This window comes from Halobacteriovorax sp. YZS-3-1, assembly GCF_047084945.1.
In the GTDB taxonomy this organism is placed as follows: domain Bacteria; phylum Bdellovibrionota; class Bacteriovoracia; order Bacteriovoracales; family Bacteriovoracaceae; genus Halobacteriovorax_A; species Halobacteriovorax_A vibrionivorans.
Map to the genome: position 1 here is coordinate 954267 of NZ_JBKIYI010000001.1, position 14972 is coordinate 969238.

Annotated in this window: 13 protein-coding genes; 8 read left to right on the forward strand and 5 right to left on the reverse strand. The window is 36.1% G+C overall.

The features are described 5' to 3' along the window. Nucleotides 1-49: 49 nt before the first annotated feature. Both ACMAZI_RS04590 and ACMAZI_RS04595 read right to left on the reverse strand, forming a co-directional pair. Nucleotides 50-361 carry a hypothetical protein gene (locus tag ACMAZI_RS04590; protein WP_114705377.1) on the reverse strand — a complete coding sequence of 104 codons (312 nt, stop codon included), beginning with the start codon at nt 359-361 and terminating at the stop codon, nt 50-52. A gap of 137 nt (nt 362-498) precedes the next feature. Beyond that, nucleotides 499-1110 carry a DedA family protein gene (locus tag ACMAZI_RS04595; protein WP_233500226.1) on the reverse strand — a complete coding sequence of 204 codons (612 nt, stop codon included), beginning with the start codon at nt 1108-1110 and terminating at the stop codon, nt 499-501. A 116-nt stretch (nt 1111-1226) separates the two neighbouring features. Here ACMAZI_RS04595 and ACMAZI_RS04600 point away from each other — a divergent pair, with 116 nt between their 5' ends. Next, nucleotides 1227-1964, forward strand: a complete 738-nt coding sequence (locus ACMAZI_RS04600; RefSeq protein WP_114705376.1) for a hypothetical protein — start codon at nt 1227-1229, stop codon at nt 1962-1964. A gap of 6 nt (nt 1965-1970) precedes the next feature. Here ACMAZI_RS04600 and ACMAZI_RS04605 read toward each other — a convergent pair whose 3' ends face one another. Continuing rightward, nucleotides 1971-2573, reverse strand: a complete 603-nt coding sequence (locus ACMAZI_RS04605; RefSeq protein ID WP_114705375.1) for a peroxiredoxin — start codon at nt 2571-2573, stop codon at nt 1971-1973. Nucleotides 2574-2822: 249 nt separating this feature from the next. Between ACMAZI_RS04605 and ACMAZI_RS04610 the strand changes: the two genes are divergently transcribed. The 6 genes from ACMAZI_RS04610 (at nt 2823) to lon (ending at nt 11794) form a co-directional block, all read left to right on the forward strand. After that, a complete protein-coding gene (locus ACMAZI_RS04610; protein ID WP_114705374.1) occupies nt 2823-3434 on the forward strand; it encodes an ATP-dependent Clp protease proteolytic subunit in 612 nt (203 codons plus the stop codon). A gap of 40 nt (nt 3435-3474) precedes the next feature. Then, complete coding sequence (clpX, locus tag ACMAZI_RS04615; RefSeq protein WP_114705373.1) at nt 3475-4785, forward strand: ATP-dependent Clp protease ATP-binding subunit ClpX; 1311 nt, start codon at nt 3475-3477, stop codon at nt 4783-4785. Between the two features lie 246 nt (nt 4786-5031). Continuing rightward, nucleotides 5032-7137: a methyl-accepting chemotaxis protein gene (locus ACMAZI_RS04620; protein ID WP_412473685.1), complete on the forward strand. Its 2106-nt coding sequence runs from the start codon at nt 5032-5034 to the stop codon at nt 7135-7137. Between the two features lie 208 nt (nt 7138-7345). Continuing rightward, nucleotides 7346-7603, forward strand: coding sequence for a hypothetical protein (locus ACMAZI_RS04625; protein WP_114705371.1), 258 nt, complete (start codon nt 7346-7348; stop codon nt 7601-7603). Nucleotides 7604-7624: 21 nt separating this feature from the next. Next, entirely contained in the window at nt 7625-8950 is a 1326-nt protein-coding gene (locus ACMAZI_RS04630; RefSeq protein ID WP_412473684.1) for a DUF3373 family protein, read from the forward strand. Nucleotides 8951-9385: 435 nt separating this feature from the next. Next, nucleotides 9386-11794 (forward strand): endopeptidase La, encoded by a 2409-nt coding sequence (lon, locus tag ACMAZI_RS04635; protein WP_120405263.1) that lies wholly within the window; start codon nt 9386-9388, stop codon nt 11792-11794. A gap of 79 nt (nt 11795-11873) precedes the next feature. Here lon and asnB read toward each other — a convergent pair whose 3' ends face one another. Then, nucleotides 11874-13454 carry an asparagine synthase B gene (gene asnB / locus ACMAZI_RS04640; RefSeq protein WP_412473683.1) on the reverse strand — a complete coding sequence of 527 codons (1581 nt, stop codon included), beginning with the start codon at nt 13452-13454 and terminating at the stop codon, nt 11874-11876. A gap of 127 nt (nt 13455-13581) precedes the next feature. Here asnB and ACMAZI_RS04645 point away from each other — a divergent pair, with 127 nt between their 5' ends. Further along, nucleotides 13582-14043: an Lrp/AsnC ligand binding domain-containing protein gene (locus ACMAZI_RS04645; protein ID WP_114705367.1), complete on the forward strand. Its 462-nt coding sequence runs from the start codon at nt 13582-13584 to the stop codon at nt 14041-14043. On the opposite strand, the gene ACMAZI_RS04650 is transcribed toward ACMAZI_RS04645, so the two are convergent. Next, nucleotides 14040-14831: a sulfite exporter TauE/SafE family protein gene (locus tag ACMAZI_RS04650; RefSeq protein ID WP_412473682.1), complete on the reverse strand. Its 792-nt coding sequence runs from the start codon at nt 14829-14831 to the stop codon at nt 14040-14042. The genes ACMAZI_RS04645 and ACMAZI_RS04650 overlap by 4 nt on opposite strands. Nucleotides 14832-14972: the final 141 nt, after the last annotated feature.

A 14972-nucleotide genomic window follows, 5' to 3' on the forward strand; every position in this document is an offset into this window, starting at 1 on the left:
GATTACTGGGCCTTAATAAAACGAGAAGGATATAGGTTTCAAACAAAGCTTATAGTTTTGCCTTGATTGAAAACTTTAAGTCTTTAATTGTTGCTAATAAATATTTATCAATAGGTGTTTCGTTATCAAGAATTCGGCTTTTAAATTCTGCCGTAAGCTGATCTACTTTTACTAGAAGTTCGTCATTGATTGCATTTTCTTGATTAATTTCACTCACGAGACTATGTGTTTCATTAATAAGTGCAGAAAAATCAAGTTTCGAAAAATAATCTCTTTGAACAGTATTTTCACATCTCATTGCTTTTTCAGCTTTAAACGCATTGAAATTTACTACTTTCTCTTGTGGGATAGAATTTAACATTTCGCTTGTACTCCAAAAAAATAAATACCGTTCAACTTTTTTCACATTTTTTGTGAACAAGCGGGATTATGGAGTAACAAGCCTGAGCTGACAATAAATATCCTCAGGCCTTGTAATTTTTTCTATAATTTGTGATTTTAATTAGTTACACGTTTCTTTTTCCATTTTTTAATGGCGAAACCGAGAATGACGGCAAGGGCAACCGAGCCAATCACGTAATTAGATTTTTTGATATATTCAATGGCCGCTTCTCCAAATTTGTAATAAACCGTGAAGTAGACGACACAAGAAATCGTTGCGGCTATTAAGTCCGAAAGGGCAAATTTCCATGCATTCATTTTACCAAGCCCTGCAGATAGGAATAGAGCATTCCTAAAACCAAATGGTACAAATCGACCAAAGATTAATGTGAAGACACCATACTTCTTAAAGAAGGCATTTACTGTATCAAGCCTTTCTTGCGTCACCATCGAAGCAAAGAACTTTATTCCAAAGATTTTTGGACCGAGATAGCGTCCAATGAATCCATAACAAATTAAATCAGAAAAATATGCTCCTAGAAAAACAGCAAAGAAAAGAGGGTAGAGATACTCTGGATTTTTTGCAGCTAAAATCGCCGAAGTAAATAACATGACATCTTCAGATATTGGGATATTAAAACCAGCAAGTAGTAGTAGCCCAAAGATAATATATGGAGCTAAGCTTACATTAGTATTTATATAGAGCATGATTTGATCGATAAATTCCATTATTTCTCCTGTAAATAAACACTTAAAAGAATATCCTAAATTCTATTAAATCGCATTAATTTATCAGCTGTTTTTTCCTAGCTTAAAACTTTTAAGTCTTTTGTTACTATGCTTTTGTGAAGTATTTTAGATCACTTGTAATATTCTTTATTGGCCTAAATATAAATCAGGTCCACGGAAAAAACTTAGATTACTTTCTAAAGTCTAATGGTGATGAGTTCAACTATTTTATACAAACGGCCGCTTCACTGGGTATTCAAAAAGAAAAAGTTTCTAATATTATGACTTCTACTGAGCAGAATTCACCAATGACAATTACGGCCGGTTTTGCATTTTTCCCTAGTTCAATTGAAAAGCTATCTCTACTTGCAACGGGAAGTCTATCTTATATTGTGCCATCCGATATTAAGGAAGAAGGAGGAAGTACCTTCTCAAATAATACGAAACTAGATCCTGAAACTGGTTTTAGCTTCCATGCACATAAATCTTATACTTATCGAAATGTAACGGGATTCTTTGGAGGCCTTGATCATGAAGTCTTCTATCTCTATAACACACCTGATTTTCTAGGAAGTGGAAAGGAGTTAAAATCAGTTACTCAGAAAATTACTTATGGGACATTGGGCTTGGCCTTTGCACAAAAGTTTTTCACACCATTTGTATTTAAAATGAGTGCATCTCAATCATTTAGTTCAAAGACAGGCTTAAAAGGACAACGTTATTTAATCGATTATTCACAAAAGTATAGTGAGAATATGTGGTACCACATTTTCGTAAAAAGACATGAATTACAAGATGATTTGAGAGAATTAAAGATAACCCGACTCGGTGTTGGAGTCGGGTTCTATTATTGAATAAGACTATAGCTTATTAAAGTATTCTTGTGACCCTTGTGGATCTGGCTTCATTGTGTCAGCACCTTTTGTCCAACCTGCCGGACAAACTTCTCCGTGCTTAGCTGTAAATTGGTAACCATCTACAAGTCTTGCAACTTCTTCTACATTTCTACCAACTGATAGATTGTTGATTGAAACGTGTTGAACAATATTGTTATCATCGATGATATAAGTTGCTCTAAATGCAACATCACCAGATGGCATTAGCGCTCCATATGATCTAGAAACTTCTTTTGTAAGGTCTTCTAGAATTGGGAAATTAATGTCACCAAGTCCACCTTCATTTCTTGATTGCTTCGTCCAAGCTAGGTGAGAGAAAGCTGAATCAACTGAACAAGCGATAACTTCACAGTTAAGGTCTTTAAAAAGTTGAATCTTATCTGAGAATGCAGTGATTTCTGTTGGGCAAACAAATGTGAAATCTAGTGGGTAGAAGAAAAGAACTTTCCACTTTCCTTTGAAGTCAGAAAGAGAGATCTCTTTGATTTCTCCATTTACTACTGCATTTCCTTTGAATTCTGGTGCCGCTTTTGAAACTAGCGAAGTTGGATAAACTGTTTCAGTCATTACTTTCTCCTGTGTGTTTAAGTACTTAAAAATTTATTCATTTTTTCTTGAATCGATTTAACCGTAGCCTTATGAGAAGTTCAAGACCTGTTATGTTAATTTTGATACTTTTGGCGGTGAAGCTTAAATAATTTCCATTGCTTAGGGACGTATTAATTATTACTTAACTTGCACTTTTATCTAAAGAAAATGACTCGGCTCACCGAAATGTTGAATGAAATCGAAAAATTCATTTTCTAGGGAGAAAAAATGACAGATCCAAAGGCACATATTCCTAATCCAATTGTTATTGAACAAACAGCAAGAGGAGAGAGACAATACGATATTTACTCAAGACTATTACTTGATCGAATTGTTTTTCTAGGAACGCAGGTTAATGACACTGTTGCCAACTTATTAATTGCTCAGATTATGTTCCTTGAGCAAAGTAACCCAGAAGATCCAATTCACTTCTATATTAATTCACCAGGTGGAAGCGTTTATGCAGGCCTAGGTATCTACGATATTATGCAACACGTATCATGCCCAGTTTATACTTACTGTGTTGGTCTTGCTGCATCGATGGGATCACTGCTTCTAACAGCAGGGGAAAAAGGACACCGTTATAGTCTTCCTCACTCAAGAATCATGATTCACCAACCATTAGGTGGTGCACAAGGTCAGTGTTCTGATATTCAGATTCAAGCAAATGAAATTCAAACATTAAAAGATCAGTTAAATAATATTTACATAAAGCACTCATCTGTTGATATGACGATGGAAAAAATTGTTGCTGCAACTGATCGTGATAATTACTTGTCGCCAACTGATGCAATTGAGCTAGGAATTATCGATAGCGTTATTGAATCAAACAAGAAATAGAACTATAGTTGAATACTGTATATAAACGAAAGGAACTTTAATGAGTAAAAAAGAAGGATCATATAACAGCGCTCTGTCTTGTAACTTCTGCGGAAAATCTCAAAAAGAGGTAAAGAAGTTAATTGCAGGACCAGGTGTTTATATATGCGACGAATGTATCGAGCTATGTAATGAAATTATCTACGAGGATACAGTTAAGTCTGTATCAAAAGCAGCTCTTGATAATGTTCCAAAGCCACACGAAATCAAGAAGCACCTTGATGAGTATGTAATTGGACAGGATCGTGCTAAAAAGATTATTTCAGTTGCAGTTCATAACCACTATAAAAGAATTGCCCACGGTGATTCTAAGAGAAAAGATGATGCTGTTGAATTAGCAAAGTCGAATATCTTACTTGCTGGGCCAACTGGTTCAGGTAAGACTCTTATTGCACAATCACTAGCAAAGTTTCTAAATGTTCCATTTGCTATTGCTGATGCAACTTCTCTAACTGAAGCTGGTTACGTAGGTGAGGACGTTGAGAATATTATTCTTAACCTTCTTCAAGCATGTGACTACGATGTAGAAAGAGCTGAGCGTGGAATTGTTTATATTGATGAGATTGATAAAATTGCAAGAAAGTCTGAAAACCCTTCAATCACTAGAGACGTATCTGGTGAGGGTGTTCAACAGGCACTACTTAAGCTAGTTGAAGGTACAGTTGCTTCAGTTCCACCAAAAGGTGGTCGTAAGCACCCTCAACAAGAGTTTATCCAGGTAAACACAAAGAATATTCTCTTTGTAGTTGCTGGAGCATTTGTTGGACTTGATAAGATCATTGAAAAGCGTATGACTAAGAGACCAATGGGTCTAGTTGCTAAGCAAACTGTTGACGCTGAAGAGTCTGTAATTCAAAAGCTAGGTGGAATTGAAGCAGAAGATCTAACGAAGTTTGGATTAATTCCTGAGTTCATTGGACGTCTTCCTGTTAATGCTCTACTTGAAGAGCTTGATGAAGCAGCACTTGTTTCAATTCTTACTGAACCAAGGAATGCAGTAACGAAACAATATCAAAAGCTTTTTGAATTTGATGGTATCGAACTTGAATTTGAAGAAGCAGCACTTCATGCAATTGCTAAGACTGCACTTGAGAGAAAAACAGGTGCTCGTGGTCTAAGAGCAATCATTGAGCAAACAATGCTTGAAGTTATGTATGATGTACCAGCAAATGATAAAGCTAATAAAGTTATTATCACTGAAGCTTCTATTAGAGGAATTGAGTCTCCAAGAGTTGAAGAAGGTCCGCGCAAGGAATTCTCATCAACTGCGAACTCAGCTCTTGAGGCCAAGAAAGATATTGAATCAGCTTAATTAAATTGAATACATTTTCTTAATAATAAGGCACGACATAGTTCGTGCCTTTTTATTTTCATCTTTGATGTGAATCCTGTTACGTAACTATCTTTATTTAATTTTCATAAATTCAGTCACTTATCGCTTCATTATTAATAAATTAGTTAAGAAACTTAAAGAATTTCTAAAGGTTGACACTTAGCTAACCGAAAAATTATTTAGATCTATTTTATGTTTAGGGGATAAGAGATGTTTAGAGGGAATGTGTTAACAAAATTAACAAAGTTTATGGCCATAGGCCTAAAAGAAAAACTTTATTTCATTTCAATTGGAATGGTTTTATTTATATCATTTGCGGTTTTTGTCCCTTTTCAAAAAGGAATTGAAGATCAAAAGGCAAGTAAGCGAGTTGGATTTGCTCTTTATTATAATAATTTAACAAATTCAATTTCTGAACAATTCTTCACTAATTATAATAACGTTCAATCTTTTGCTCGAAACAAAGATCTCAAAGATAAAGACCCTGGAGCATCAACGTTTCTTTTAAATGAGCTTGTCACTCTCTACCCTGATACAGATATGTTATTTCTAATTGGTTTAGATGGGAAACTAATTGCTCATTCCGAAATTACGGCCACTGGGGAAAAACTGAACACAGAATTTCTTAAGTCTTATAACTTTAAAAATGATAATTGGTTTCAAAAAACATCAAAAGGTGAGTACACAGAAAATTACGATAAGAAAATTTTTGGTGCTTTTGCTGGAAAAGTTCACGAGAGTGAAATGATATCGAAAGTGTATGGCGAAAAGAGAATGGGGCAATACTTCTCAACTCGTATTGAAGATGAATATGGTGACCCAATTGCCGTTTTAGGTGCATTTGTGGGAAGCCGCTGGTTTGAAAGTGAAATGAAGAATCTTTTTCATACTTTAAACTCAAATGGAATGGACTCTTCTGAGATTCACTTAATTAATAGCGAAGGAAAAGTCATCACTTCTTATGACAAAGAACTTGCAAAGAAAGACAAGAATCTTCATGACTTTGAAAATTATAATTTAGCAAAAACATTGATTGCTTCAGATGATGAGATGGCAGTCAAGATGAAGGAAGGTAAGGTAGATACTATTCTTCATCCTCATATTCTTGGGGACAGTAAGGAAACATATCTTTACTCATTTGGTGAAATTCACCATCGCCGCTTCCTTGATATGATGAAGTGGAAGTTGGTTATAGGAATGACGGAAAAACAAGCCTATGGTGAAATTATAACACTTCAAAATTTATTCTATTTCACATTAGCTGGTGTTCTAATCCTTTGTGTTGCTATCTCTTTTGCAACAGTTAGAAATCTTTATAAGCAACTTCTTGGAGTTGTTGCAAGCTTAGAAAACTCTGCCAAATCAACGGTTAAATTTGTTGAAAATTTAAATGGGGTTTCTCATCGTGTAAGTGAGCTGACTTCAAATCAAGCGCAGGCAATACATGAGACTGCATCTACCCTTGATGAATTATCAAGCATGGTAAAAATGAATGCTCAGAATGCAGCGACGTCGGTTGATGTTTCAACGGATAATGAAAGAGTTGCACAGGATGGAAAACATAAAGTTGAGGAAGTTAAGTCTTCAATGAATAATATTAAACAAGCAAATGATGACGTCCTTAGAACGACAAATGACGGAAGTGAAAAAATCTCTGAAATTGTTAATCTGATCAATGAGATTAATGAGAAAACACAAGTTATTAATGACATTGTTTTTCAAACAAAGCTTCTTTCATTCAATGCTTCAGTAGAAGCGGCCAGAGCAGGTGAGCATGGTAAGGGCTTTGCTGTTGTTGCAGAAGAAGTTGGAAATCTTGCTGCAATGTCTGGAACTGCATCTGAAGAGATTAATGCAATCCTAACGAAGTCAGTTGCCCATGTTGAAAAAATCGTAAAAGAAAATAAAGAGTCTGTAGAATCGATGATTGAGCAGTCTCGTGTCAAAATTGATGATGGAATTAAAGTTTCAGAAGAGTGTACAGGGGCCCTTGAAGAGATTGTTCATGGTGTAATGAATGTATCTTCAATGTCTCAAGAAATATCAGCAGCGACATCTGAACAAGAAACAGGCGTTACAAATATTTCACAAGCAATGAATCAGATGCAAGAAGCCTCTTCTGATAATCAAGAAATTGCATCAAAGATGCTTCAATATGCGGAAGATTTAAATAATGAAACAAACAATCTTCAAAATGTTCTATCAATACTCCAAAATGAGATAATTGGCGGAAGAACAAAAAATGATGCATCGACATCTAAGGTAAAAAAAACTGAAGATGCAAAAGTCGTAAAATTTCCAAAAGAATCAAATCATAAGAAGGCATCGTAGTTATTACGGTGCCTTATATTCCCGACTTAAATGGTTTTTTGGTCGTTAAGCTGTATGGATTAAGTGAATTTAAACATTTAGATAGATTTACTTTAGCTTTTCTTTAGAAAAGTGCAGATTGCCTCTTTATTTTTTTCGTATACCTCACTAAAATAATTTTTATTAGTAGTTTAAGCATTTAACTATGTTCTCATATCAAGGAGGAGCCATGAGAATTTCTAGGATATTTCCTATTTTATTAGGAGTTTCACTAATGTCTCCTTTTGCATTCGCGGGTGCAAAAGATGACTTCATCAATGCTGTTGTAAAGCAGTGTAAAAAATCAAAAGCAGAAGCAGAAAAGATGGCAACACCAGGTCGTTCTGGAACCGTTATTAAGTTTAAGACTTGTTCTGGTGCAACAGTAGACGTTGGAAGCGGATGTACACTTCAGTGTAAAGATGCATCTTCATCAATCGGTGGATAATTAATTTAAGGAGACTAAAAAATGAAATTAAATACAATGAAAAAATCAATTATCGCACTTGCAGTTCTTTCATCAACTGCATACGGTGCATCTCTAGAAGACAGAGTAGAGGATCTAGAATTTGCTCGTGACCTTAATACATGGTCATTTTCAGGTGAGCTTGAGTCACGTTATGACTACTTCAATGAAGAAGATAAGTTAGCAAATGATCACTACAACGAAGATCAGTATTCTCTATGGGCAAGATTTGATATCCACTCAAAGAGAAGTGATAGGCTAGACTTCTATGGTCGTCTTTCTGCTTCTAAATACTTCAATGATTTTACTAAGAGAGTTAATGCTGATTCATCTATTGCAGCGGCCGGTGGAGCTGGTCGTAATAAAGATGGTGCAACTCTTTATGTAGAAAGAGCGTTTATTAATTATAAGATTAATAATCAATTCACTTTCTCTATTGGTCGTCTTCCAACGATTGAAGGACCTTCTTTCCACCTACAAAAAGGAACGGCTAGATCTGGTTCTTACCCTCAACTAGCATATGGTGCACAACTTGATGGTATGGCCTTAACTTATGGAACAAAACTATTTGGTGGATCAATGGCTGTAAGAGCTATTTATACTCCACTTAACCAAAGAGCTATTGGAGGCTCAGGACAATCTGGTTTCAATGATTCTGATGGCGTACAAGTTTCTTCTACTGAGGATATGTACTCAGTAATGGTTGACTATGAAAAATTAAACCTTGGTTGGGCAGATCGTTTCAATTTCATCGGTCAATATGTTGGCTTTAACGATTTCTTCTTTGATGCAACTTCAAATGTGACGACAGGAGCACCTCCATCACCAACAACAGACGCAGCTATTTCAAATCTATACTTTGATTATAATGCTTTCGTTGTTTACTTAGAAGCAAATGGTGTTGCTGGAACAGGTCTTGATTTAGGATTTACTTATAAGCATACTTCTGTTGACTCTAGAGGTGGAATCACTAGTGTCGGTGGTATTTTCACAGATGGAAGTGATGGTAAAAATGATGGAAATGTTTTCATGCTAGATGCTCGTTATTCGTTTGGAAAATTCAAGCTAGGATACGAGTTCTTACAAGCTGATGAATATGCATTCACTGTAGGACTATCAGATGTTGATGCTATCGGTTTCTATCAAACTCCAGATTCAACAGGTCATCACGTATATGGATCATATGATTTTGATTCAGATCTAAGACTAATTCTTGGTTATATGATGCAACAGGTTGACACTAGCTACACACAAAACGTTGTAGGAGCTGGTACTGATACTGACACTAAGGTTGATGCAGGTTATGCAAGACTTATTGCAAACTTCTAATTAGTTAAGATATTTCTTAACTTACTCCATAGGGGCCAGACTTAATGTCTGGCCTTTTTTTTTTGCTTATTTCTTGAGACACTCTCACAAAATCTTATCTCAAGAATCTTCGAGAAGAATGTAAAGTTCAGAGATATTATTTCTAGAGATGTTCAATTTACGATTATAAAAAATTCATACAGCCTAAATGTTAGAATATTTTAGCTAAACAGTGTTCACCGCTCAGGTAAGGAAAATGCCTTTAAAAACCATAGGTTAGGCTATTAATACACTGTGAATTTATTGAGGGGCATAAGATTCCGGCGAAAAAAACTTTCCAAAACGTGAGGGGATATTGATACAATTTATTAAAGGAACAGAATTTAGACATGAGGTCTTTTTCCTATCCTTTCCCAGAATGAAATTATGACAAGTATTAATAGTGCAGGAGGTGCTATGTCAGACAAGAAGTCAACTGAGTCGAAGAACTTACCACTACTTCCACTAAGAGACATGATTATTTTTCCACATATGGTTGTTCCACTATTTGTAGGAAGAGAGAAGTCAATCAATGCTCTAGAGGAAGCTTCAAAAAATGGTAATGAGCTTTTTCTCGTCACACAAAAAGATGCTAGTATTTTAAATCCAGATCGTGAAGATGTTTACAATGTAGGAACTGTTGTAAATATTATTCAGATGCTTCGCCTACCAGATAATACAGTTAAGGTACTTATCGAAGGGAAGTATAGAGCAACGATCGATGAGTTTGAAGCAAGAAGTGAAGGTTATTGGGCCGACGTTTCTAAATGCGTTCCAGAAGTTCCAGAACAAGTTAAGATCGAAGCGACAGTACGTTCAATCAAAAACGTATTTGAACAATATGTGAAACTTAATAAGAGAATTCCACCTGAATTACTTATGAGTATTTCATCAATCACTGATCCATCAAGATTAGCTGATATTATTGTTGCTCACTTATCGATGAAGATCCCAGAAAAGCAAGAGATTCTTGAAGCTGTGGATATTGAGCAACGTCTTCAACTTCTATTAGAGAAGATGCAAGGTGAAATTGAGATTATTAACGTAGAGAGAAGAATAAGAACTCGCGTTAAGTCGCAAATGGAAAAGTCTCAAAAAGAGTACTACCTTAATGAGCAGATGAATGCGATTCAAAAAGAGCTTGGACAAAAAGATGAGAAGTCTGAAGTTCAAGAAATGGAAGAGCGTCTGGCAAAGAAGAAAATGCCTGAAGAAGCTGTTAAGCGTGTTACAAAAGAAATTAAGAAACTTAAGTCAATGTCTCCAATGTCTGCAGAATCTGCAGTTGTTAGAAACTACATTGACTGGATGCTTTCTCTACCATGGGGAGAGTACACAGAAGATAATAATGATGTTGAACATGCAAGAGAAGTTCTTGATGATCACCACTTCGGAATGAAAGATGTAAAAGAGAGAATTCTTGAGTATCTTGCAGTAAGAAGTCTTGTTGGTTCTGAAGGTAAGGGAACAATCCTTTGTCTAGCAGGTCCTCCAGGTGTTGGTAAAACATCGATTTGTCAGTCACTTGCTGAGTCTCTTGGACGTAAGTTTGAAAGAGTTTCACTTGGTGGTGTTAGAGATGAATCTGAAATCCGTGGTCACCGTCGTACATATGTAGGTGCTATGCCAGGTAAGATCATCAGCGCTGTTAAGAAAGCAGGAACATCAAACCCAGTTATTCTACTAGATGAAATTGATAAAATGACATCTGATATGAGAGGGGATCCAGCGGCAGCAATGCTTGAAGTTCTAGATCCAGCTCAGAATAAGAACTTTGGTGATCACTATATTGAAGTAGAATACGATCTATCAAAAGTTATGTTTGTTATGACAGCAAATGATCTTGGACAAATTCCAGGTCCACTTAGAGATAGAATGGAGATTATTAACTTAGCTGGTTATACTCCGATTGAGAAAACTCAGATCGCTAAGAAGTACCTTGCACCACGTGCATGGAAAGATAATGGACTTGATGCTTACGAATACTCAATGAGTGAAAATACAATCATGGACGTTGTTCGTGGTTACACTAAAGAAGCTGGTGTTCGTGGCCTTGAAAGACAGTTCAACACAATTGCAAGAAAGATTGCAACTGATGTTGTCACAAAAGATATTGAAAAAGGTAAGAAGTTCACAATCACTTCTAAACAACTTAAGAAGTTCCTTGGTCCTGTTAAATTCGATGATAATGTAATCGAAGAGCAGCCAGAAGTAGGTCTAGTAAATGGTCTTGCTTATACTTCAGTTGGTGGTTGTATGCTCCATATCGAAGTTATTGCAGTTCCAGGTAAAGGTGGTATCCAAATCACTGGTAAACTTGGAGAGGTTATGACTGAGTCGGCAAAAGCAGCAATGAGCTATGTTCGTTCAATTGCAGGTCGTCTTGGAATTGATAAAGAATGGTTTGAAACACATGATATTCATATCCATGCACCTGAGGGAGCGACTCCAAAAGACGGTCCATCAGCAGGTATCACAATGGTTACGGCCATTACATCAGCAATCTCTGGAATTCCTGTAAGGCAAGATGTTGCCATGACAGGTGAGGTAACAATTAGAGGACGTGTTCTTCCAATTGGTGGCCTAAAAGAGAAGATGCTGGCAGCAAAACAAGCAGGAGTAAAAACAGTTGTTATTCCTGAGAAGAATAGAAAAGATCTTCTTGAGATCCCACCGGAAATCAAGCAAGGACTATCTGTTCATCCAGTAACTCATGTTGAAGATGTTCTTAAGGTTGCTCTACAATTAACAGAGCCAGAGAAGTTCATGTCACATGTAGGACTGAAGGTTATCGATTCTGGGAGCGGGATGGAAGTAGCTAACTAAGCTATTATCCTCCTAAAAATTAATACTTGTTAAAAGAAGGGCCAATTTAATTGGCCCTTTCTTATTTTTAATTTTATTTTTATACTCCTGAGTCACCGTAGTTTGGAAGAACACGGGCCGATGGATCATCTACCTGACAGTTTTCCCATTCTTTATTTGGCATCCAAAAATCTTTAATTAAATGTGCTTTATCTGGAAAATGTGTTTCAAAGATTTCTCGATACATTAAAGACTCTTTTGTAAAAGGTGTACAATGCTCATATTTCTCACGTGCCTGAGCAACGTCTGAATCGCTGTACTTATCTTCAGCAAGCGCCTTTAGCCAATCAACCATATCGTGTCCTACAGCATCTGAGAATGCCGCTTTTTCACGCCAAAGAATCTCATCCGGTAGGTATTCACTATGATCAAAAGCTTTTCTAAGAAGATATTTACCTTCACCAGACCAATTCATCTTTTGCTCTGGTGCAATTCCCATAACATATTCAATAAAGGCCTTATCACTAAAAGGTACTCGTGCTTCAAGTGAATGAGAACTAATCGAGCGATCAGCTCTTAGAACATCATAGAGATATAATTCATGAACACGTTTTTGTGCTTCTTTTTGAAATTCAAGTGCACTTGGTGCAAAGTCTGTATACTTATAGCCAAAGAGCTCATCGCTAACTTCGCCTGTTAGGACAACCTTCACATCAGTTTTCTCACGGATGTACTTACAAACCAGAGACATCCCCATTGAGGCCCTAATCGTTGTGATATCCCATGTTTCAAGCTTGTGAACTAGCTCTGAGAGATGGGCAAACGCTTCTTCTTTTGTAAAGATAACTTCATGATGCTCGCTTCCTAGAAAGTCTGCAACAATTCGCGCATATTTTAAATCAATTGGGTTTGTATCAATACCCACAGCAAATGTTTTAATTGGTTTATCACTTAACTTTGCAGCTATAGCGCAAACTAGTGATGAATCAAGTCCACCTGAGAGTAGAAAACCAACTGGAGCATCTGCATCAAGACGTTTTTTTACACCTTCTACAAGGTGATCATGGATTCCCTTATAAACGGCTTCAAGATCTTCTTCTTTTCTTGTTTTAATTTCTCTCACATCAAAATATGAAACAAATTTACCATCAGCGTAGTAGTGGCCTGGTGGAAATGGTTTAATATCACTACATAGCTCTTGTAGGGCCTTTACTTCAGAGGCAAAGGCAATCTTTCCGTCCTCAACTCCATAACCATAAAATAGGGGACGGATACCAATAGGGTCTCGGCCTGCAAAGAACTTACCATCTTGTTCAATAACAAAAGCAAATTCACCATCGAGTGATAGAAGTAACTTCTCAATACCATATTCTTCAAAAATAGGGATGATCACTTCACAATCAGAGTCTGACTGAAAGTCATAGCGTTCGATATAGTCTGTCTTTAAAAGACGATGATTATAAATTTCTCCATTACAAACAAGGTGTGTTTTAGCTTTTGAGATAAAAGGCTGAGAACCAGCATCTGTCAGGTCCATAATGGCAAGTCGGTGAAATCCCATTAGGCCATCTTTCAAAGAGTGAATTGCTCTTTGATCTGGACCGCGGTGTGCGATTAAATCGAACTTAACTTCAAACTCTTCTTTATCAACTATTCCGGTAAAAACACTAAATCCACACATGAAAACCTCCATATTTTTATTAATAATCGGTAATTTTTATTAATTTCTCAATTATGAACATCTCAAACTATTAATTATTTAATAAATAGAGTAATCTAATGAGGATATAGTATATTTGAGGGGCAAAATGGCCGAAAAATACGAAATTGATAGTACTGATAAGAAGATAATTAAGCTTTTGGAAAAAGATGCCCGCATGCCCTTCCTTGAAATGGCCAGAAAAATAGGGGTTTCAGGTGGAACTATTCATCAAAGAGTGGAAAAGCTTAAGGAAGCTGGCATTATCATAGGAAGCTCTATAAAGGTTGATTATGCTAAACTTGGTCATGGTGTTGTGGTTCTTCTTGGACTTCACTTAGTTAATGCACGAGATATTCACAAAGTAATTGATAAGCTTGAGAAAATGGATGAAATTGTTGAAGCCTATTATACGACAGGTGATTATGCATTAATTGTAAAAATCATGGTTAAGGATATAAATCACTTTCATGAATTTCTTATTGGAAAGATTCAGATGATTAAAGAGATTCAATCGACAGAGTCTTTCATTAGCTTAAAACAAGTAATTGATAAGAGCCTAAACGTTTAAGAGATAAAACTAGTCGTCTTCTTTATCGCTATAAGGATAAGCATAATAGCAAAAATCTTTTTCATAAGCACTTGATTGGCCACACTTGAAATCTTTGCTCCAAGCTTTGCGAAAAAGAAGCTTGCAATTGAAATTCCAAAGAATGCAGGTAAGTAGATATAGCCTAGGGAGTGATCTGGTGTCACTTTATTAAAGCCGCTATAAATATAAAATACACTACTTATAAGTGCGATGGGGATTCCTATCGATGCTGAAATGGCCACTGCATTCTTCATCTCATAACCGCGCCAAGTTAAAAATGGAACACTAATTGTGCCTCCACCAATTCCTAAAATTGAAGACTTCAAACCAATAATAAAGCCTGTAATAGCATAGAGGAAATTAGATGTTTCTTTTGGTTCATCAACTTTAACTTTGTAAAATAACATTTTTAAAGAAACTAAGTAGAGGTATGTGATAAATAGCCCTTCTAGAGTTCTAGCTTCAACTTGGTTAACGAGATAGGCTCCAGCACAAATTCCAATGATTAGAGGTGGAATTAGTTTTTTCGTAACTTCAGATAGGAGATTTCCCATATTGTAATGTCTTAATGTCGATGAACTTGCAGTTACAACAATTGTTGCTAGAGAAGTACCAAGGGCCATAAACATCGTAATATCTGATGAAAATCCTTGTTCTTTAAAAATGAGTAAGAGAGTTGGGACAATAATTACACCGCCACCGATTCCAAATAAACCTGAAAGTGTTCCAACAAAAGCGCCAACGGCCAAATATAAGAGAAAAATCATCTTATTAATATGCACTTAGAAAGAGGGGAAGACAAGAGTTAAAGATAGACTAAAAAGCTCAGGTTGTGACACAAAACTATTGAATATATGATTAAAAAAATTGGTGATAAATGACTTAGCACCGCGCCAATGCAAATCTTG

Excerpts from the sequence above, each read along its gene's own strand:
- ACMAZI_RS04590 (WP_114705377.1), bottom strand. The coding sequence starts at position 361 with ATGTTAAATTCTATCCCACAAGAGAAAGTAGTAAATTTCAATGCGTTT.
- ACMAZI_RS04595 (WP_233500226.1), bottom strand. The coding sequence starts at position 1,110 with ATGGAATTTATCGATCAAATCATGCTCTATATAAATACTAATGTAAGC.
- ACMAZI_RS04605 (WP_114705375.1), bottom strand. The coding sequence starts at position 2,573 with ATGACTGAAACAGTTTATCCAACTTCGCTAGTTTCAAAAGCGGCACCA.
- ACMAZI_RS04610 (WP_114705374.1), top strand. The coding sequence starts at position 2,823 with ATGACAGATCCAAAGGCACATATTCCTAATCCAATTGTTATTGAACAA.
- clpX (WP_114705373.1), top strand. The coding sequence starts at position 3,475 with ATGAGTAAAAAAGAAGGATCATATAACAGCGCTCTGTCTTGTAACTTC.
- ACMAZI_RS04625 (WP_114705371.1), top strand. The coding sequence starts at position 7,346 with ATGAGAATTTCTAGGATATTTCCTATTTTATTAGGAGTTTCACTAATG.
- ACMAZI_RS04630 (WP_412473684.1), top strand. The coding sequence starts at position 7,625 with ATGAAATTAAATACAATGAAAAAATCAATTATCGCACTTGCAGTTCTT.
- lon (WP_120405263.1), top strand. The coding sequence starts at position 9,386 with ATGTCAGACAAGAAGTCAACTGAGTCGAAGAACTTACCACTACTTCCA.
- asnB (WP_412473683.1), bottom strand. The coding sequence starts at position 13,454 with ATGTGTGGATTTAGTGTTTTTACCGGAATAGTTGATAAAGAAGAGTTT.
- ACMAZI_RS04645 (WP_114705367.1), top strand. The coding sequence starts at position 13,582 with ATGGCCGAAAAATACGAAATTGATAGTACTGATAAGAAGATAATTAAG.
- ACMAZI_RS04650 (WP_412473682.1), bottom strand. The coding sequence starts at position 14,831 with ATGATTTTTCTCTTATATTTGGCCGTTGGCGCTTTTGTTGGAACACTT.